This is a genomic window from Vibrio sp. ZOR0018, from assembly GCF_963865925.1.
Classification (GTDB): Bacteria; Pseudomonadota; Gammaproteobacteria; order Enterobacterales; family Vibrionaceae; genus Vibrio; species Vibrio anguillarum.
In genome coordinates, this window is the sequence record NZ_CAWMCN010000121.1 from 28,680 (window position 1) to 44,191 (window position 15,512).

Annotated in this window: 14 protein-coding genes; 8 read left to right on the plus strand and 6 right to left on the minus strand. The window is 46.9% G+C overall.

All coding sequences use genetic code 11. The features are described from left to right. Positions 1-77 precede the first annotated feature (77 nt). The 3 genes from AACR75_RS13420 to tamA are packed head-to-tail and all read right to left on the minus strand — an operon-like array spanning position 78 to position 5,942. On the minus strand, positions 78-425 hold the full coding sequence (locus AACR75_RS13420) for a gamma-glutamylcyclotransferase family protein (protein WP_047690483.1): 348 nt from the start codon (positions 423-425) through the stop codon (positions 78-80). Positions 426-435: 10 nt separating this feature from the next. Next, on the minus strand, positions 436-4,233 hold the full coding sequence (gene tamB, locus AACR75_RS13425; protein ID WP_047690486.1) for an autotransporter assembly complex protein TamB: 3,798 nt from the start codon (positions 4,231-4,233) through the stop codon (positions 436-438). Then, positions 4,230-5,942, minus strand: coding sequence for an autotransporter assembly complex protein TamA (gene tamA / locus AACR75_RS13430; RefSeq protein WP_013855954.1), 1,713 nt, complete (start codon positions 5,940-5,942; stop codon positions 4,230-4,232). Before tamA ends, tamB begins: the two co-directional genes overlap by 4 nt. A 170-nt stretch (positions 5,943-6,112) precedes the next feature. Between tamA and msrA the strand changes: the two genes are divergently transcribed. From msrA to AACR75_RS13470, 8 genes are all read left to right on the plus strand, one after another. Beyond that, the gene (gene msrA / locus AACR75_RS13435) at positions 6,113-6,751 is read left to right on the plus strand and encodes a peptide-methionine (S)-S-oxide reductase MsrA (RefSeq protein WP_047690489.1); all 639 of its coding nucleotides are present in this window, start codon (positions 6,113-6,115) and stop codon (positions 6,749-6,751) included. Positions 6,752-6,865: 114 nt separating this feature from the next. Continuing rightward, on the plus strand, positions 6,866-7,417 hold the full coding sequence (locus tag AACR75_RS13440; protein WP_047690491.1) for a YtfJ family protein: 552 nt from the start codon (positions 6,866-6,868) through the stop codon (positions 7,415-7,417). 140 nt (positions 7,418-7,557) lie between these two features. Further along, a complete protein-coding gene (locus AACR75_RS13445; protein WP_081989810.1) occupies positions 7,558-7,851 on the plus strand; it encodes a DUF2607 family protein in 294 nt (97 codons plus the stop codon). 81 nt (positions 7,852-7,932) lie between these two features. Continuing rightward, the gene (gene zrgA / locus AACR75_RS13450; protein ID WP_047690493.1) at positions 7,933-8,598 is read left to right on the plus strand and encodes a zinc uptake protein ZrgA; all 666 of its coding nucleotides are present in this window, start codon (positions 7,933-7,935) and stop codon (positions 8,596-8,598) included. A 69-nt stretch (positions 8,599-8,667) separates the two neighbouring features. Beyond that, entirely contained in the window at positions 8,668-9,384 is a 717-nt protein-coding gene (locus AACR75_RS13455; RefSeq protein WP_013855948.1) for an ABC transporter ATP-binding protein, read from the plus strand. Next, on the plus strand, positions 9,381-10,640 hold the full coding sequence (locus AACR75_RS13460) for an ABC transporter permease (RefSeq protein ID WP_047690496.1): 1,260 nt from the start codon (positions 9,381-9,383) through the stop codon (positions 10,638-10,640). Before AACR75_RS13455 ends, AACR75_RS13460 begins: the two co-directional genes overlap by 4 nt. 9 nt (positions 10,641-10,649) lie before the next feature. Continuing rightward, a complete protein-coding gene (locus tag AACR75_RS13465; RefSeq protein ID WP_047690499.1) occupies positions 10,650-11,150 on the plus strand; it encodes a DUF3299 domain-containing protein in 501 nt (166 codons plus the stop codon). Positions 11,151-11,445: 295 nt separating this feature from the next. Further along, positions 11,446-12,345 carry a TIGR03899 family protein gene (locus AACR75_RS13470; protein ID WP_017042869.1) on the plus strand — a complete coding sequence of 300 codons (900 nt, stop codon included), beginning with the start codon at positions 11,446-11,448 and terminating at the stop codon, positions 12,343-12,345. 42 nt (positions 12,346-12,387) lie between these two features. Here the strand turns inward: AACR75_RS13470 and cysC are convergent, their stop codons facing one another. From cysC to cysD, 3 genes are all read right to left on the minus strand, one after another. Then, positions 12,388-13,005: an adenylyl-sulfate kinase gene (gene cysC, locus AACR75_RS13475; protein ID WP_047690501.1), complete on the minus strand. Its 618-nt coding sequence runs from the start codon at positions 13,003-13,005 to the stop codon at positions 12,388-12,390. A 78-nt stretch (positions 13,006-13,083) separates the two neighbouring features. Then, positions 13,084-14,514, minus strand: a complete 1,431-nt coding sequence (gene cysN / locus AACR75_RS13480; protein WP_017049184.1) for a sulfate adenylyltransferase subunit CysN — start codon at positions 14,512-14,514, stop codon at positions 13,084-13,086. A 17-nt stretch (positions 14,515-14,531) separates the two neighbouring features. After that, the gene (cysD, locus tag AACR75_RS13485; RefSeq protein WP_047690502.1) at positions 14,532-15,440 is read right to left on the minus strand and encodes a sulfate adenylyltransferase subunit CysD; all 909 of its coding nucleotides are present in this window, start codon (positions 15,438-15,440) and stop codon (positions 14,532-14,534) included. Positions 15,441-15,512 lie beyond the last annotated feature (72 nt).

Genomic DNA, 15,512 nt, shown 5'->3' on the forward strand with positions numbered 1-15,512 from the left:
AGTGTCGTTATAAATAAAAAGCCACATCCTGTTAACGCGCGATATGGCTTTTTTATTTCCATTTTCAACGCCGTTCGTTACATCCGTTGGCACCAGTCTCCAGAATCAATCACAGCAGTAAGACGGCTGTGATCTTGATAGAGATAAATCCACGCACGGCCAAATGGGGTTTCGATCGTTTCACGGCGATATTCGATGGGAATATCTTCTAAAAGATCGAGCTTTGCTAGTGTCTGCTCATCCACTCGATATACCTCACCGACTATCGATTGCTGTCCCTGAACCAAGCCAGGATATGGACCTAGATCATACAGCGCATAGTCAGCTGGCGTGTAGAACGATCCTAACATTTCGCTTGTCTCAAGCAGATGCGCATTACTTTCACCACGGCGTAATGTGCCGTAGACAAAAACCAGATGTTGCATATGACTGTCCCTAGTTAAATTCAAACTGATACAAAAGATCCACCGCGCTATCTAAGCCGGATACCGCTTCAACGTACAAATCCCTCATCAAGCGGTAACGCACGGTAAATTCGCCCACCGAGCTGAAAATACCAACACCATATTTCACTTGTAGCCCCGGTAAAATATAGCCGCTTACCGTCACTTGTGAATCATCACCGGAACCGGCCGTATCCAATTGCAGATCTTGCACACCGAAGGCTTGACCAATTTCGCCCACCACCTTACCGCTTTGTGCCAAGCTCAAACCAATCAGTGCAGTGGTCATCGCATTGCCACCCGCCTCGCCATCAATATTCTGACCACGAAGTAGGTAAGAAAGTGCATTGGCTTGTGGCATCGCGGGTTCTGAAAAAATGGAGACTGTCGGTTCATCGGCAGAGCCGGTCACTTTTACCCCTGCAATCACGCCATCTTGTGTGTTATCCGGGTTGCGCACCGCTTTAATCGAAACATAAGGTTGATCAACCGGTCCATTCATTAAAATTTTGCCTTCTTGGATCAGCAAATCTTGTCCAAAGGATCGATACGAACCATTTTGGATATTTACTTCTCCAGTAATAAAAGGGCCTTTATCCTTTTGCGCCACATTGAGGCGGCCAATCAAGCCGCCTTGCAAACCAAAGGCACTGAGCCGGAAATCATCACCAATCGAGATGTTGACATTCGTTTCAACGTTAAATGGCATGGCGCTTTGCTCGCTCACAGGCTGTAAAGCAGCGTCCAATATCACTTGATCTTTGGAGACACCAATCGCGCTCGGAGGCAACTCTTCTACCACGATACGTCCCCAAGGCAGGTTAATATTCCCTGTCACAGTGGCCAGTTGAGGTTCTAGTGTGATGCTCATGTCTGGGATAACTTTAATCTTGACGATAGGCGGCAGATCCACCAATAGCTCATCGGCCAACACGCGCAGGTTGGCACGCCACTGCTCCATTTTCTGCCAGTCGGCATCCCCCTTGATACTCAACTCGCCATCCGCAGTTTGAATCGCTGCATTGAGCAAGGCTTGGTAACCATTAAAGTCCATCGCCACTCGGCCCGAGGTAACATCCAGCGGCGAAATATCGCCTTTGACGACAATGTCATCCACCACCACGCTGCCCATTACTTTCGGGTGCAACATCGGCCCACTGAAGGCAAGTTGACTGCTAATCTTCGATTTCGCTTGGCTATAATCCCCAAGCAGCGGCTGTAGAAAATCAATATTAAAGGTGGAAAGCGTTAATGCGCCATCCATCATTTTTTCTTTTGCCATTAGATCCGAAATGGTGATTTGCCCCGACAGATCGCCATTATCGGTCACATCCACTAGCCAACGAGCAAACAGCTTGTTCTGTTCAAGCGTACTTTCAATAGTGACGCTATCCCAACCTAAAGTAATGGCTTGGTCGATGTGCTGCGTGACTGCACCTTGGCTTAAGCTGAGTGACACTTTCGCTTGAGGCGCAGTATTGGGCGCCCATTGAGCTGTGAGACTGACATCGGCTTGGCCTTTAAGTTGAGTCTCTTGCGGTAAAAACATTGCGATTTGCTGAAAATCAAAATGGTTGAGAGAGAGCTCGGCCGCGCCACTTTGCCCCACAGTCGCGTCTTTATCTAAGCAGAGCGATGCTCCCTCTTGCTGCCAACAATGCGCGGCAATCGTAGCTTGTTGTTTCTCGATATTAACCGCAACAGGTGTCGCTTGGTTTAATAGCCACGGCCCTTGTTCTGTGGACAGTTGTACTCGTTCCAGCGCACCTTGCCACTGCATCGTCGGCTTATCTTCAAAAGATCCGCTGATCGCCAAGCTGGTTGAAATCAGATTTGAAATGACGTCTAAGCTCAGTTGATGCTGCGCCTGCGTACCTGAAAAACGCAAGTCCACACTATCAACTAACTGCTGCTGGTAGCCCAACTGGCTCGCCTGCAATTTCACTTCGGCTTGTGGCACAGGAAGTGGCGTAACATCACCAGTTAAAGTCACCTGCTTTAAGGTCGCTTGTTGCTGCCAAGCAAGATCATTTGCATTGAGGCGCAGCTTGATTTGTGGCTGCTGCAAATCACCACGCAGATAAATATCGCCAATCACTTTGCCGTGCAAATCAGGAACACTTTTCACCAGATCCGTAAAATCAACCGATAAGCCCATACGCCACTCTTTATCCAGCTCACCTTTGGCCGTAATCTGGTTGGGTCCATGGGCTAACGTTAAGCCGCTGGTCGACACAGTAAAAGCGCCTTTCCCTGTCATATCTGATGCGTTTAATTGACCTTCAATATTCAGTGGGTAGCCACGCAACACACCCTCAATATCCAAAATAGGCAGCGCAACGTTCCAACCGCCCTGCTCGGTCAGCTCACCCGTGGTTTCGAGCTTACCGCTGATCACGCCTTCGGCTTGCGGCCACTGTAATCCCGGCTGAATCTGTTCTAAATTCAGCGCCGCTTGCCAGTGAATTGGGGCTTGCCAGTTGGCCATCACTTGGCCAGCAATTTGCCCCCCTAAGGTATCGATTAGCAAAGAATCTAAGTTGATTTGCTGTAAAGTACCTTTACCAGCAACATCCAGCGTCACATCGGGCAGATCTTTACCTTGCAGTTGGCCATTGAGCGCCACGCTATATCCGTCGAGTGAACCTTGAGTTTTTAAACTCGGTACGCGAACAAAATAGTCTCCTTGCCCAATCAATGGCCACTGTGCTTGAACATCATCCAACGAAATATCAAACGGGATCTCAGGTTGCAGTAGCGCCAATTGCGCATTTAAGTTTGCTTGCGCAAGCCCGCCCAGTTTCGCGTTGAGTGTTAAATCACCCAAGCTACCCGAAGCCTCTAGTGCCAGTGTTTGCCCCTGAGCTTCGGCCATTTTGAGCGTGCTTTTTAAAGAGAGATTGAGCGGATAGTCTCCCTTCAGCTGCGCATCAGCTTTTAGGTTGGCAATCAATTGTGGCAGCTCAAGCTCAAGTGATTTTAATGAAACACTGCTCTGATAAGCATTGGCGACCAAACCAAGATGCTTGACAACCAAAGGCTCAGCTTGCTGAAGAGTAAACTGATTGATATCAAAACGCTCCACTTCCAATTGCAGCGGAATGATCACTTCTGGCAAGGTGATGGGCGTTTTCACCGCAGGTGCCACCGTCGATGATACGGTTGTGGATGGAGTGGATTTGGATTGTGCGCTTGAGGCTGAATCGACATCTTCATTGGTCGCAAGCTTCAGTTGAATATCGCTCCAACTGGTTTTGCCAATCCGTAAGCGATTACCTTGAAATGAGGCATGAGTAGAAAATTGCTTCCATGCCAGCGTATTACCCAAAATATCCAGCTGAATATCATTGAGCTCCACACGGCCAACCTTAATTGGCACCGGTGTAGAGATTGACGTAATGGGATCAGAGGCAGACGAAGGCTCACCTTGCGTCGAAGGGGGAAGCTCTGGCAGTGCCAGCCTTAATCCACTGATCGCAAGTTCATTTAAGCAAATTGAAGGCTCCAATAAGCAGCTAGCACTTATGGCTAATGTCACGCGCTGCACATCGAGATCGAGCTTTAATGCTTCATCGGAAAAGGTGACTTGGTTGAGCGTGAAACGTGGAAAAATTGCACCTTGAGCGCTGGCAACCTGGAGTTGTGGCAGCGCTTTTTGTGCTCCCCACAACAGACCGTTAAGCCCTGTATTGGTAAACAACAAGGCTGCGAGTGCAATAAATACCGCACCCAACAAGGTGAATAAAATCGCCGATGCCCATTTGGTTATCTTCAACATCACTTTGGTCATAGTTCAGGCCCCAAGGTGAAATGCAGCTGAAATTCATCGCCGGGATTGGCGTCAAGCCCCCATGCAAAATCTAAGCGGATCGGTCCAACCGGAGAAGCCCAGCGAATCCCGGCTCCCACACCAGTTTTCCAATCCGGCGAGTCATTAAAGGCATCGCCGTAATCGACAAACAGTGCACCCCACCAATTTCCAACCAAACGATATTGATACTCCAACGAACTGGTGGCGATGTATTTGGCCCCAGTCAGTGCGCCACTGGCATCTTTAGGTGAGATAGATTGATAGCTATACCCTCGTAAATTGTTATCGCCACCAGCAAAGAAGCGCAGAGAAGGCGAGAGTTTGTCAAACTCTTCACTGAAGTTTGCGCCGCCGTCTAAACGCAATAAACCACGGTGGTTTTGCCCAGCGCTGCGTATCCAAGCCGTGCCCGCCAACAACCGCACCACACGCGTTTCAGAGACGAAATTTGGATCGCCATACTCAAGTGTGATGCTCTGTTTATCGCCCCACATCGGCATTGAACCACCACGAACACGCGTACGAGAATAGGTCGCTCCCGGTAATACAAACTGGCCGACATCGCTTTGCAAACCTTGTTCGTAGTTTTCTATCAAATAACGAACGAATAGGGTTCGATGCCAACCACCATCACGCAGCCAGTGGCGTTCAAACGATAAGTTAGACTCCAAACTCTTCGTATCACGGTTATCGACATTCTTCATTCCATACTGAATTCGATAATATTCACGCCGCACATCTTCTAGCGGTATTTTGTAGCCAGCGGTAATGGTCTGCTCTGGGGCAGAAAGGGAGAAGCTGCTATCAAAACTGTGGCCGAGGCTGTTAACCCAAGGTTTCTTCCACTTGAATGAACCACGCACTCCCACATCCGTTGAGTAACCTAAACCGGTTTCAAGCTGATTTCGAGCTTGTGGTGCAAGGGAAACCTTCATTGGCAGTTCGCGACCGTTCTCCAGTTGGCTAAGATCGGGTTCAACAAAAACAGAGGAAAACCAATCGGTATTGGATAAGTTTTGGTTATATTCCCCTACCTTGGAAACAAGGTAAGGATCATTGGTTTTATAGGGCTGAAGTGAGCGAACTCGCTGATCTTCAATTTGGCTGCCAGTAATGAGCGAGGGACCAAAATGGTAACGAATACCACTGTTAAAATGAAGGCGTACGAAAGCTTCATTCAACTCTGGCGCAACTTCCAAACGGCTTAATTCAAAATTCCCGTTAAAATAACCTTTTTGCAACGCTAAGTTACGGATACCCGATTTCAAAGCATCGTACTGGCCATGGTTAACCGCCGCGCCCACTTTAAGGGCATTGCGGTTAATGAGATTGGCAAAATCAGCATCAGATTCAGCTTCCCCGCTAATCACCACATCCATCTCTTTAATGGTTGTTAGCGGTCCAGGATTGATATTGACCATCAGCTCTTGCTCATCGCTCACCACCACAAACTCAAATTGAGGATGGTAGTAACCCAGCGCGACAAGCGCTTCCGTCATGCTTTTCTCTAAACGAGATTGAAAACGAAGATGCGTTGAATAGTCGCTCTCTGGAATCGACGATAAATAGGCTTCAACGTTGTTTTCTAATTCACCCTCTAAACCATTAATGGTTAACGCCACCTTGGCATACGCCGAAGTGGAAATAAGTAGCATCGTGAATAGAACTGGTAATGATTTTCGTCTCATGCTTAATTAAAGGAACAGTTGAGTAAACAGATCGTTAATGGATGGAAATCATACCGCCAATAGCAAGCTCCGTCTGTATGAAATCAGTCAATTATTCGGGCTGAATGTGAAACAGTGGCTCAACAACAACAATAAATAAAGCCAAAAATCGGTACACAAAAGGAAAGCTCATGCTCAATAAACAAACAATGGTCAGCGCACAAACAGCACTGAAAGGACGAGAAACCCCTATGTCAGTGGAGGAAATTCATTACGTTAACCACAGCAACATCACTGAGCAGCCTAATGAGCATCAGCAACAAATAGTGATTGGTATGGGCTGTTTTTGGGGCGCTGAACGCTTATTTTGGCAACTCGATGGTGTGGTGTCGACTTCAGTAGGCTATGCCGACGGCTTTACCCCAAACCCAACTTACGAAGAAGTATGCAGTGGTGAAACTGGTCATACTGAAGTGGTACGCGTAATCTTTGATCCACAGCGCTTGCCATTAGAAAAGCTATTAAGTCATTTTTGGGAAAAGCACGATCCGACCCAAGGCATGCGTCAAGGTAACGATAAAGGCACTCAGTATCGCTCCGCCATCTATACCTATTCAGAACAACAACAGCAAATAGCACAAACCTCAAAGCAGCGATACCAGCAGGCGTTGTCAGCCAGTCAACGAGCCTTAATTACCACCGAAATTGCACCCGCTGGTCCTTACTACTACGCCGAAAGCTATCATCAACAATATTTAGCTAAAAATCCGAATGGTTATTGTGGGTTAGGAGGAACAGGCATCTGCTTCCCACCCCAGCTCAGCGAATAAAGCGTGTAGAATTGAGGCTTTGTTAGCATTTTGTTAACCGCTTAATGGCCTCTTTTCGTGGTTTTATTGATTCTATGCTATACCTTTGTTGCTCAACTAAAAGGGACCCCTACAATGAAAAGTAAACGAGTGATCGCCATTCTAATGGCCTGCTGTCCAGCGCTTGCCATGGCACACAACATTACCCAAGGTCAGCAAGTTGCTGATGTTTCAGTGGAAAAATATGGTGAAATCATCCTACAAGATGATAAAACGGCCTTTCAAACTTGGGATACCAGCAAACTGCTAGGCAAAGTGCGCGTCATTCAAGCCATTGCTGGTCGCAGCAGTGCTAAAGCGTTAAATGCACCATTGATGGCTGCCATTACGGCCGCACAATTTCCCGCAGAAAGTTATCAAACCACCTCGATCATCAACCAAGATGATGCGATTTGGGGCACAGGATCGTTTGTCAAATCTTCCGCTCAAGACAGCAAGAAAGAGTTTCCGTGGTCTTCCATGGTGCTAGATGAAGCGGGAAATGTAGCCAAAGCGTGGGATTTAAAAGAGGAATCATCAGCGATCATCGTTCAAGATAAGCAAGGTAAGGTACTGTTTGTTAAGGAAGGTGCATTGAGTGATGAGGAAATTCAAACGGTTTTAGGCTTGATCAAACAGAATTTATAATAACCTTAGGTGGCCGATAACACGGCTGCCTTTGCTAAACATATCGTGGTGAAAGGTGCTTTTATAAAAATAAGAGTACGCTTTATTCTCACAATATTGTTATATTATAACAATTATCATTTTACTACTGTATTGGTTTGATGTTTACCCGTCTACGTTGCCCCCATTACCGAGCTCAAAGCATTGCATTATGTGCCATGCTGCTGATGCTATGGTTGAATGTCGCTTATGTAGATCATCACCTCGATACTAATCCTGCGCATCACGCGCAGCATCATTGCCAACTTTTTTCTGGCTTTCAAAATGGTCTAAGCAGTGCGCTGCCTATCCTTCCTGCCGTTAGTGGCTGCGAAATTCGATCATCAGTAGAGAAAACTCAACGTCGCCCCTCAGTTCATTACGCTTATCTTGCTCGCTCACCTCCTCACTTTTAGACGTCTTATCTAGTTATTTATGATTTGTTACCCAAAGCCAACGCGCTAAGGGCTATTTTGATGTTTAAAAGGAATCACCCAATGTTTATCCAACGTAAACTCGCTCTCTCTATCGGCCTAATTTTAAGCATGCCAGCACTGGCAAATGAAGAGTTTCGCCAACATGAGGCTCATGTACATGGCCACGTCGAGTTCAATATTGCTCAAGATGGGCAAGATTTACTGATTGAAATCACCGCCCCCGGCGCTGATGTAGTCGGCTTTGAACATGCACCACAAAATGATGAACAACAACAGCGCTTAAATAAAGTCCTTGAGCAGTTCAGCCACGCCGATGGCATTTTCCAACTGCCCGCTCCGGCCAAGTGTCATTTAGAAGAAAGTCGTATCGCGCATACGTTAAATGGTGAGCACCACGACCACGACCACGACCACGACCACGACCACGACCACGACCACGACCACGACCATCATGAAAAACATGATGATAAACATCAAGATAAAGATGCTCAACACGCAAACCATGACCATAAAAAAGATGTGCATGATGAAGGCGAGCACAGTGGTCACGGTGAATTCACGGTTCAGTACCAATATCACTGCGATAACATGCCGCAATTGCAGTACCTCGACACGCAATGGTTTAACTTGTTCCCAAATACCCAAACTATCTCTGCCAATGTACTGACAGACAAAGCACAATCTGCCTCTGAGTTGAAAACAAACAGCACTCGCATTACGTTTTAAGGCGTATAAGCAACAACCTGGAGTAAGCACATACTTACTCTAGGTTCATTGTCGTTAAAGGAATTCACAATGAGTGATTTGCATATTCTATCGCTGACGTCTGTCATTGAATTGAAAGAGGTCGAATTTCGTTGGCCGAATAGCTCACAACCAGCCTTATCTATCCAGGATCTTTGTGTAAAACGTGGAGAGCACCTTTTTATTAAAGGGCCAAGTGGTTGTGGCAAATCGACCTTACTGAGCTTACTGACTGGGATCAACCAAGCACAACGAGGGGAGGTCTCTATTTTAGGCACCAACCTGTCGACGTTAACTTCCCGTCAACGGGATCGTTTTCGAGCCGATCACATTGGCTACATTTTCCAACAATTTAATTTATTGCCTTATCTCTCAGTGATTGAAAACGTTACGCTACCTTGCCATTTTTCCAGCACTCGCAAGCAGAATGTTGCAGGCGATCTGATTGAGAAAGCAAAACAGTTACTCACTCGCCTACATCTTGCACCTGAACTACTGACTAAACCGGTTATCGAACTGAGTATTGGCCAGCAGCAGCGTGTCGCGGCGGCGAGAGCACTGATTGGAGAACCCAAGCTGATCATCGCCGATGAGCCAACCTCGGCGCTGGATCACGACAATCGACTCGCGTTTATCGAACTGTTATTGGAAGAGGCGAATCGGGCAGGTTCAACGCTGGTGTTTGTGAGCCACGATCCCACCTTAGAAGCTTTATTTGACCGCGCAGTTTACCTCCCTCAATTGAATCAGGCAGGAGTGACAGCATGAATGTAATTACCAATCTGGCGTGGAAAAGCGTACTTAACCGCAAAACCACAGCACTACTCTCCATTCTGACGGTTGCCATTTCAGTCATTCTGTTAATGGGGGTTGAACGCATTCGAACTCAAGCTAAAGAGAGCTTTGCCAACACCATTTCAGGGACGGATCTAATCGTCGGCGGCCGCTCTGGACAAGTCAACTTGCTGCTCTATTCGGTATTTAGAATTGGCAATGCCACCAATAATATCGACTGGAAAAGCTACCAAGCCTTCAGTGAGCATCGCAGCGTCAAGTGGGCGATCCCCATTTCCTTGGGTGACTCACACCAAGGGTTTCGCGTTATGGGCACCAATCACCATTATTTCGAGCATTTCAAATATGGAAGTAAGCAACCACTCACATTCTCTCAAGGCACTGATTTTCATGGTTTATTTGAAACGGTATTGGGTTCTGATGTCGCCGAAACCTTAGGTTACCATATTGGCAGTGACATCATTATTGCGCATGGGATCAGCGATGTGGGTTTTAGCCGCCACGACAACCTCCCTTTCAAAGTAGTGGGTATTTTAGCGCCAACGGGAACGCCCGTAGACAAAACGGTGCATGTCTCATTAGAAGCAATTGAAGCCATTCACGTGGGTTGGGAATCGGGTGCGCATTTAGGCAATTCGCCATCCAAAGAGCAGCTTGAACAACACAACTTTCAACCCAAGCAGATCACCGCCATGTTGATCGGTTTAAAATCGAGAATTCAAACCTTTGCACTGCAACGTGAAATCAATAACTATCGCCAAGAACCCTTGAGCGCCATTATGCCCGGCGTCGCTCTGCAAGAACTGTGGGGTATGATGTCGATAGCAGAACAAGCTTTAATGGCGGTGTCGGTCTTTGTGGTAGCAGCCGGGTTAGTTGGCATGCTCAGCAGCTTACTGACAAGCTTGCAGGAAAGACGCCGTGAAATGGCGATTCTGCGCGCCATGGGCGCACAACCTAAACATATTTTTGCTCTGCTTATCAGCGAAGCGACGACGCTGACCTTCATTGGCATCTGCGTTGGATTAGCGGGGTTGTATTCACTGCTCGCACTGGCGCAACCTTTCATTGCGCAGCATTATGGCATTCAAATCACACTCAGCACCTTAAGCGGCTATGAGTGGCAATTATTAGCTTATGTACAGCTGGCTGGCATTATTATTGGTATAATTCCAGCTCTACGAGCCTATAGACAATCACTTAGCGATGGAATGACCATTCGAATTTAGGACTTAACGATGAAAAAACTACTGCTTATCAGCGCGCTGCTGCTATCAGGCTTGTTACCGATATACGCACAGAGTAATGAACAAGTACTGACGCTCGATTGGATCGATCTGATCCCGGAGAACGAACGTAACCAATTCAACGCCGATGGCATGCCAGCATTGAGCCATGACGGTGACATGACGGCTGCACAATCAAAAATCGGCGGGGTTAGAAAAGAGCTCAATGGCAGCGTGGTCAAAATACCCGGCTTTGTGATCCCACTGGAAGGTGACGCCAATAACGTTACTGAGTTTCTACTGGTGCCCTACTTTGGCGCATGCATTCACGTGCCACCACCGCCACCAAACCAAATTATTTATGTGAAATATCCGCAAGGTGCTCCAATCCAGCAGCTCTGGGATGTAATTTATCTGATTGGGACACTGAAAACCGAAAGTGTTAGCCACGATCTGGCCGAAACAGGGTATGTAATCGAAGGCACTGCGATCGAAGAATACGACGACATGTAGTTAACAAAATAGCAACCTATTGATTCATCTAAACTAAACGATATATTTAGATAAATACGCTAGCAAAGCGACATATATCAACAATAGTAAAGTAATCGATAGGTGCTTTTTCAGTCTATTTTCTTTCCAACACTTCATAAGCGCCCCACAAATTCCGATAACAATTTTAACAAGTTATTATCATTAGGGATAGCGCAAATTTATGATCTAGAACGAATGTTTTTCCTAGATGGAAAATGCGTTACACGTTACATTTTAATCTATGAATGAAATGGGTGATTGAAGCGGACATAAAATGGCAGATACCAACAACCCTGTAGTGATTGAACATCAAGCCAACTCAGGTCAAAGCCACGAAAAAAAATCGAGCTATATCAAAGACAGTGGTAGTCGCATTTTGAATATTGCTCAATATCACGGCTTAGATGCGCTGCTACAAACGGATCCACCAGAAAAAACCTCGCTTGATCGCGCCTTATTTAGAGAACAGCAACGTAAAGAGCAGCGACAAAAAAACCTAGAGCAGATCGTCAAACTGGCGCATGTCTCTTGTAAAAATGAGACCGCGGGAGAACCTGATCAAGATTGGTTACACCGTTTTTTCGATATGGCGCAAGACATCCACAACTCTTCGATGCAGCGACTTTGGGCGCAAGTACTCAAACGCGAGGTGACCAACCCCGGTTCAACCTCAATGAAAGCGCTGCAAGTATTACAAGACATGACACCAAAAGAGGCGCAGATACTCCAAAAAGCCTCAGCGTTAGCCTGCTGTTTTGGTAGCGATAATAGCCGCAAGCTGTTGGTCGGCATTCGTGCTACTAACGGTATTTTTAGTTTAGGAAAACGCATCAGCACATTTGTCATCAATATGGGTAGTTTCCAATTACCCTATTCGAGCCTGTTGGTACTGATCGAGCTTGGCTTACTGCATGCCACTGAACTGGAATCTGGAGAAATTGAACTTGAACCGGCACTGCTGTTGACCTATCAAGGCAAGAATCTGTCACTGCAATCGATGAGTAAAGGAGTCAGGCTGCTCTATTACCGTTTCAGTCCCACTGGCAATGAGCTGTGTAAGCTACTGGGTAATAAACCGAATATGCAATACTACGATCAAATGTTGGCGGTGCTTAGCCAGAAATTCACTGTCCACACCGAAGTTGCCAGCAGCTCTTTTCATCACGCCGTCTAGCCTCAAAAATAAAGGGCTCAAGCTGATGAGCCCTCTTCTACATTAGGCGATAATCGCTCGTACTTGCAGCGCTGTTAGGCAAATTTCCACCAGCTCATCAATGCTTTTTTCGCCAGCCGCAAGATCGATCTCAGGGTTTTGCGGCGACTCATACTCAGAGTCAATACCCGTAAAATTACTGATTTCACCAGCGCGCGCTTTTTTATACAGCCCCTTCGGGTCGCGCTGCTCGCACACGTCCAACTTGGTATTGACAAACACTTCGATGAATTCACCTTGTGGCAGCATATCGCGCACTAATTGACGCTCAGCGCGATGCGGTGAAATGAATGCTGATAACACGATTAACCCAGCATCGGCCATCAGCTTCGCGAGTTCACCAATACGGCGAATATTTTCTCGCCGATCTTGCTCTGAGAACCCAAGGTCGCTGCACAAGCCGTGGCGTACATTATCCCCATCGAGTAAATAGGTGTGATACCCGAGTTGAGCTAAACGCTGTTCCAACGCACCAGCAATGGTTGATTTTCCCGCCCCTGACAGCCCCGTAAACCACAATACTGCTGGCTGTTGTTGTTTTAAGTTGGCGCGGAACGACTTATCCACCGTATGCTGATGCCAGACAACATTTTCATCTTTATTGGCCAAATTCGTACTCATTACTCAATCCTTTGTTGCCTCAAACTAGCCAATAGAGGGACGCTGTAAGCGGCAATCCCTCCCACTGAATCACCACAGTTAAGCCTTGAGTAACTGACGAAGATCTTTGGCTTCCCAGTGTGGAAAGTGCTTGCGGATCAAGGCATTCAATTCAACTTCAAACGCAGAATGGGCGCTTTGAGCATGAGCGATGTTTTGCAAACTATCTCGAACTAAGCCCGCCCCCACCGTCACATTCGTCAGGCGATCGATGATGATAAAACCACCAGTATTAGCACTGTCTAAGTATTTATCCAGCGCGATCGACTCTGTTAGCGACCATTCACACAAGCCAATGCCATTGAGCGGCAACTCTTCACTGTGATAAGTCGATAAATTATTAATATCGTACTGGTGACGCACCGCTTGCAACTGACCGACGGTTTTCTTACCCGCAATTTTGATGTTGTATTCACGCCCGGCTTTGAGTGGTTGTTCTGTCATCCAGACCACATCGGCTAATAGATGGTTAGTTGATTCAACCTGCGCTCCTTGCAGCACAATAAGATCACCACGGCTGATGTCAATTTCATCGCTGAGCGTTAACGTCACCGCTTGGCCTGCTTGCGCTTGCGGCAAATCTCCATCGAAAGTAACAATACGTGCCACGGTGGATGTTTTTCCGGACGGAAGTGCAGTGATTGCATCTCCAACGCTGATGCTGCCCGCTGCAATCGTGCCAGCAAAACCGCGAAAATCGAGATTCGGTCGGTTCACATACTGCACAGGAAAACGAAACTCACCGGCTCCTTTTTGCTGATCAACGTCAACCGTTTCAAGCAGCTCCAGCAGTGATGGGCCTTGATACCAACGCATATGTTGGCTTGCTTCGACCACGTTGTCCCCTTCCAGAGCAGAAAGCGGGATGATCTGAATATCAGTATCACCTTGCAGATGCTTTGAAAATTCCACGTAGTCTTGACGGATCTGCTCAAAACGATCTTGTGAGTAATCGACCAGATCCATCTTATTCACCGCCACCACAAAATGCTTCAAACCTAACAGATTAGCAATGAATGAGTGGCGACGCGTTTGATCCAAAATGCCTTTACGGGCATCGATCAAAATCACCGCGAGATCGCAAGTGGATGCGCCTGTCGCCATATTGCGCGTGTACTGCTCATGCCCCGGAGTATCGGCAATGATGAATTTGCGTTTTTGAGTAGAGAAATAGCGATACGCCACGTCAATGGTGATCCCTTGCTCACGTTCCGCTTGCAGGCCATCAACTAACAGAGCTAAATCGGGGCGCTCGCCCGTCGTGCCAACACGCTGGCTATCGGAATGGACGGCGGCCAGTTGATCTTCATAAATCTGTTTTGTGTCATGAAGCAAACGACCAATCAAGGTACTTTTTCCATCATCAACTGAGCCACAAGTCAGAAATCTCAGTAACGATTTGTGCTGGTGTTGCGTGAGATAAGCTTCAATACCGATCTCAGAAAGCTGAGCCTGAACTGCACTATTCATAATCTTTCCTTAGAGGCTTAGAAATAACCTTGGCGTTTTTTCAATTCCATCGATCCTGATTGATCGTGGTCGATCGCGCGGCCTTGTCGTTCACTGGAAGTGGCCACCAGCATCTCTTCAATGATGCCCGTTAGCGTATTGGCCTCTGATTCAATTGCGCCAGTAAGTGGATAACAACCTAACGTGCGAAAACGCACACTCTTGTTCTGAACTTCTTCTCCAGGTTGCAGCTTCATCCGCTCATCATCAACCATGATCAGCATCCCATCGCGTTCGACAACTGGGCGAATGTCCGATAAATACAGCGGTACGATCTCGATGTTTTCCAAATAGATGTATTGCCAAATATCCAATTCAGTCCAGTTCGACAACGGGAAAACACGAATGCTCTCACCTTTATTGATTTGGCCGTTGTAGGTTTTCCATAGCTCCGGACGCTGGTTCTTCGGATCCCACGTGTGGTTCTTGTCACGAAAAGAATAAACACGCTCTTTCGCGCGTGATTTCTCTTCATCACGACGCGCACCACCAAAAGCGGCATCAAAACCATATTGGTTCAACGCTTGTTTTAAACCTTGGGTTTTCATGATGTCGGTATGCTTTGAAGAACCATGCTCAAAAGGGCTGATCCCCATCGCGATCCCTTCTGGGTTTTTGTGTACCAAAAGCTCAAAACCATACTTGTGCGCCATACGATCACGAAATTCGATCATTTCACGAAATTTCCAATCGGTGTCCACATGCAGTAGTGGGAAGGGAATTTTCCCCGGATAAAAAGCCTTGCGCGCTAAATGCAGCATCACCGAAGAGTCTTTACCAATCGAATACATCATTACTGGATTATCAAATTCAGCGGCCACTTCACGTAAAATATGAATACTTTCGGCTTCGAGCTGTTGTAAATGGGTTAAGCGTTGTTGATCCATCTGCATGCTTCCTTTTCGCTCGCATTGCGAGCCTTGTGCAATGAGAAATTGGTTTGAGTATTGAGTTGGAAC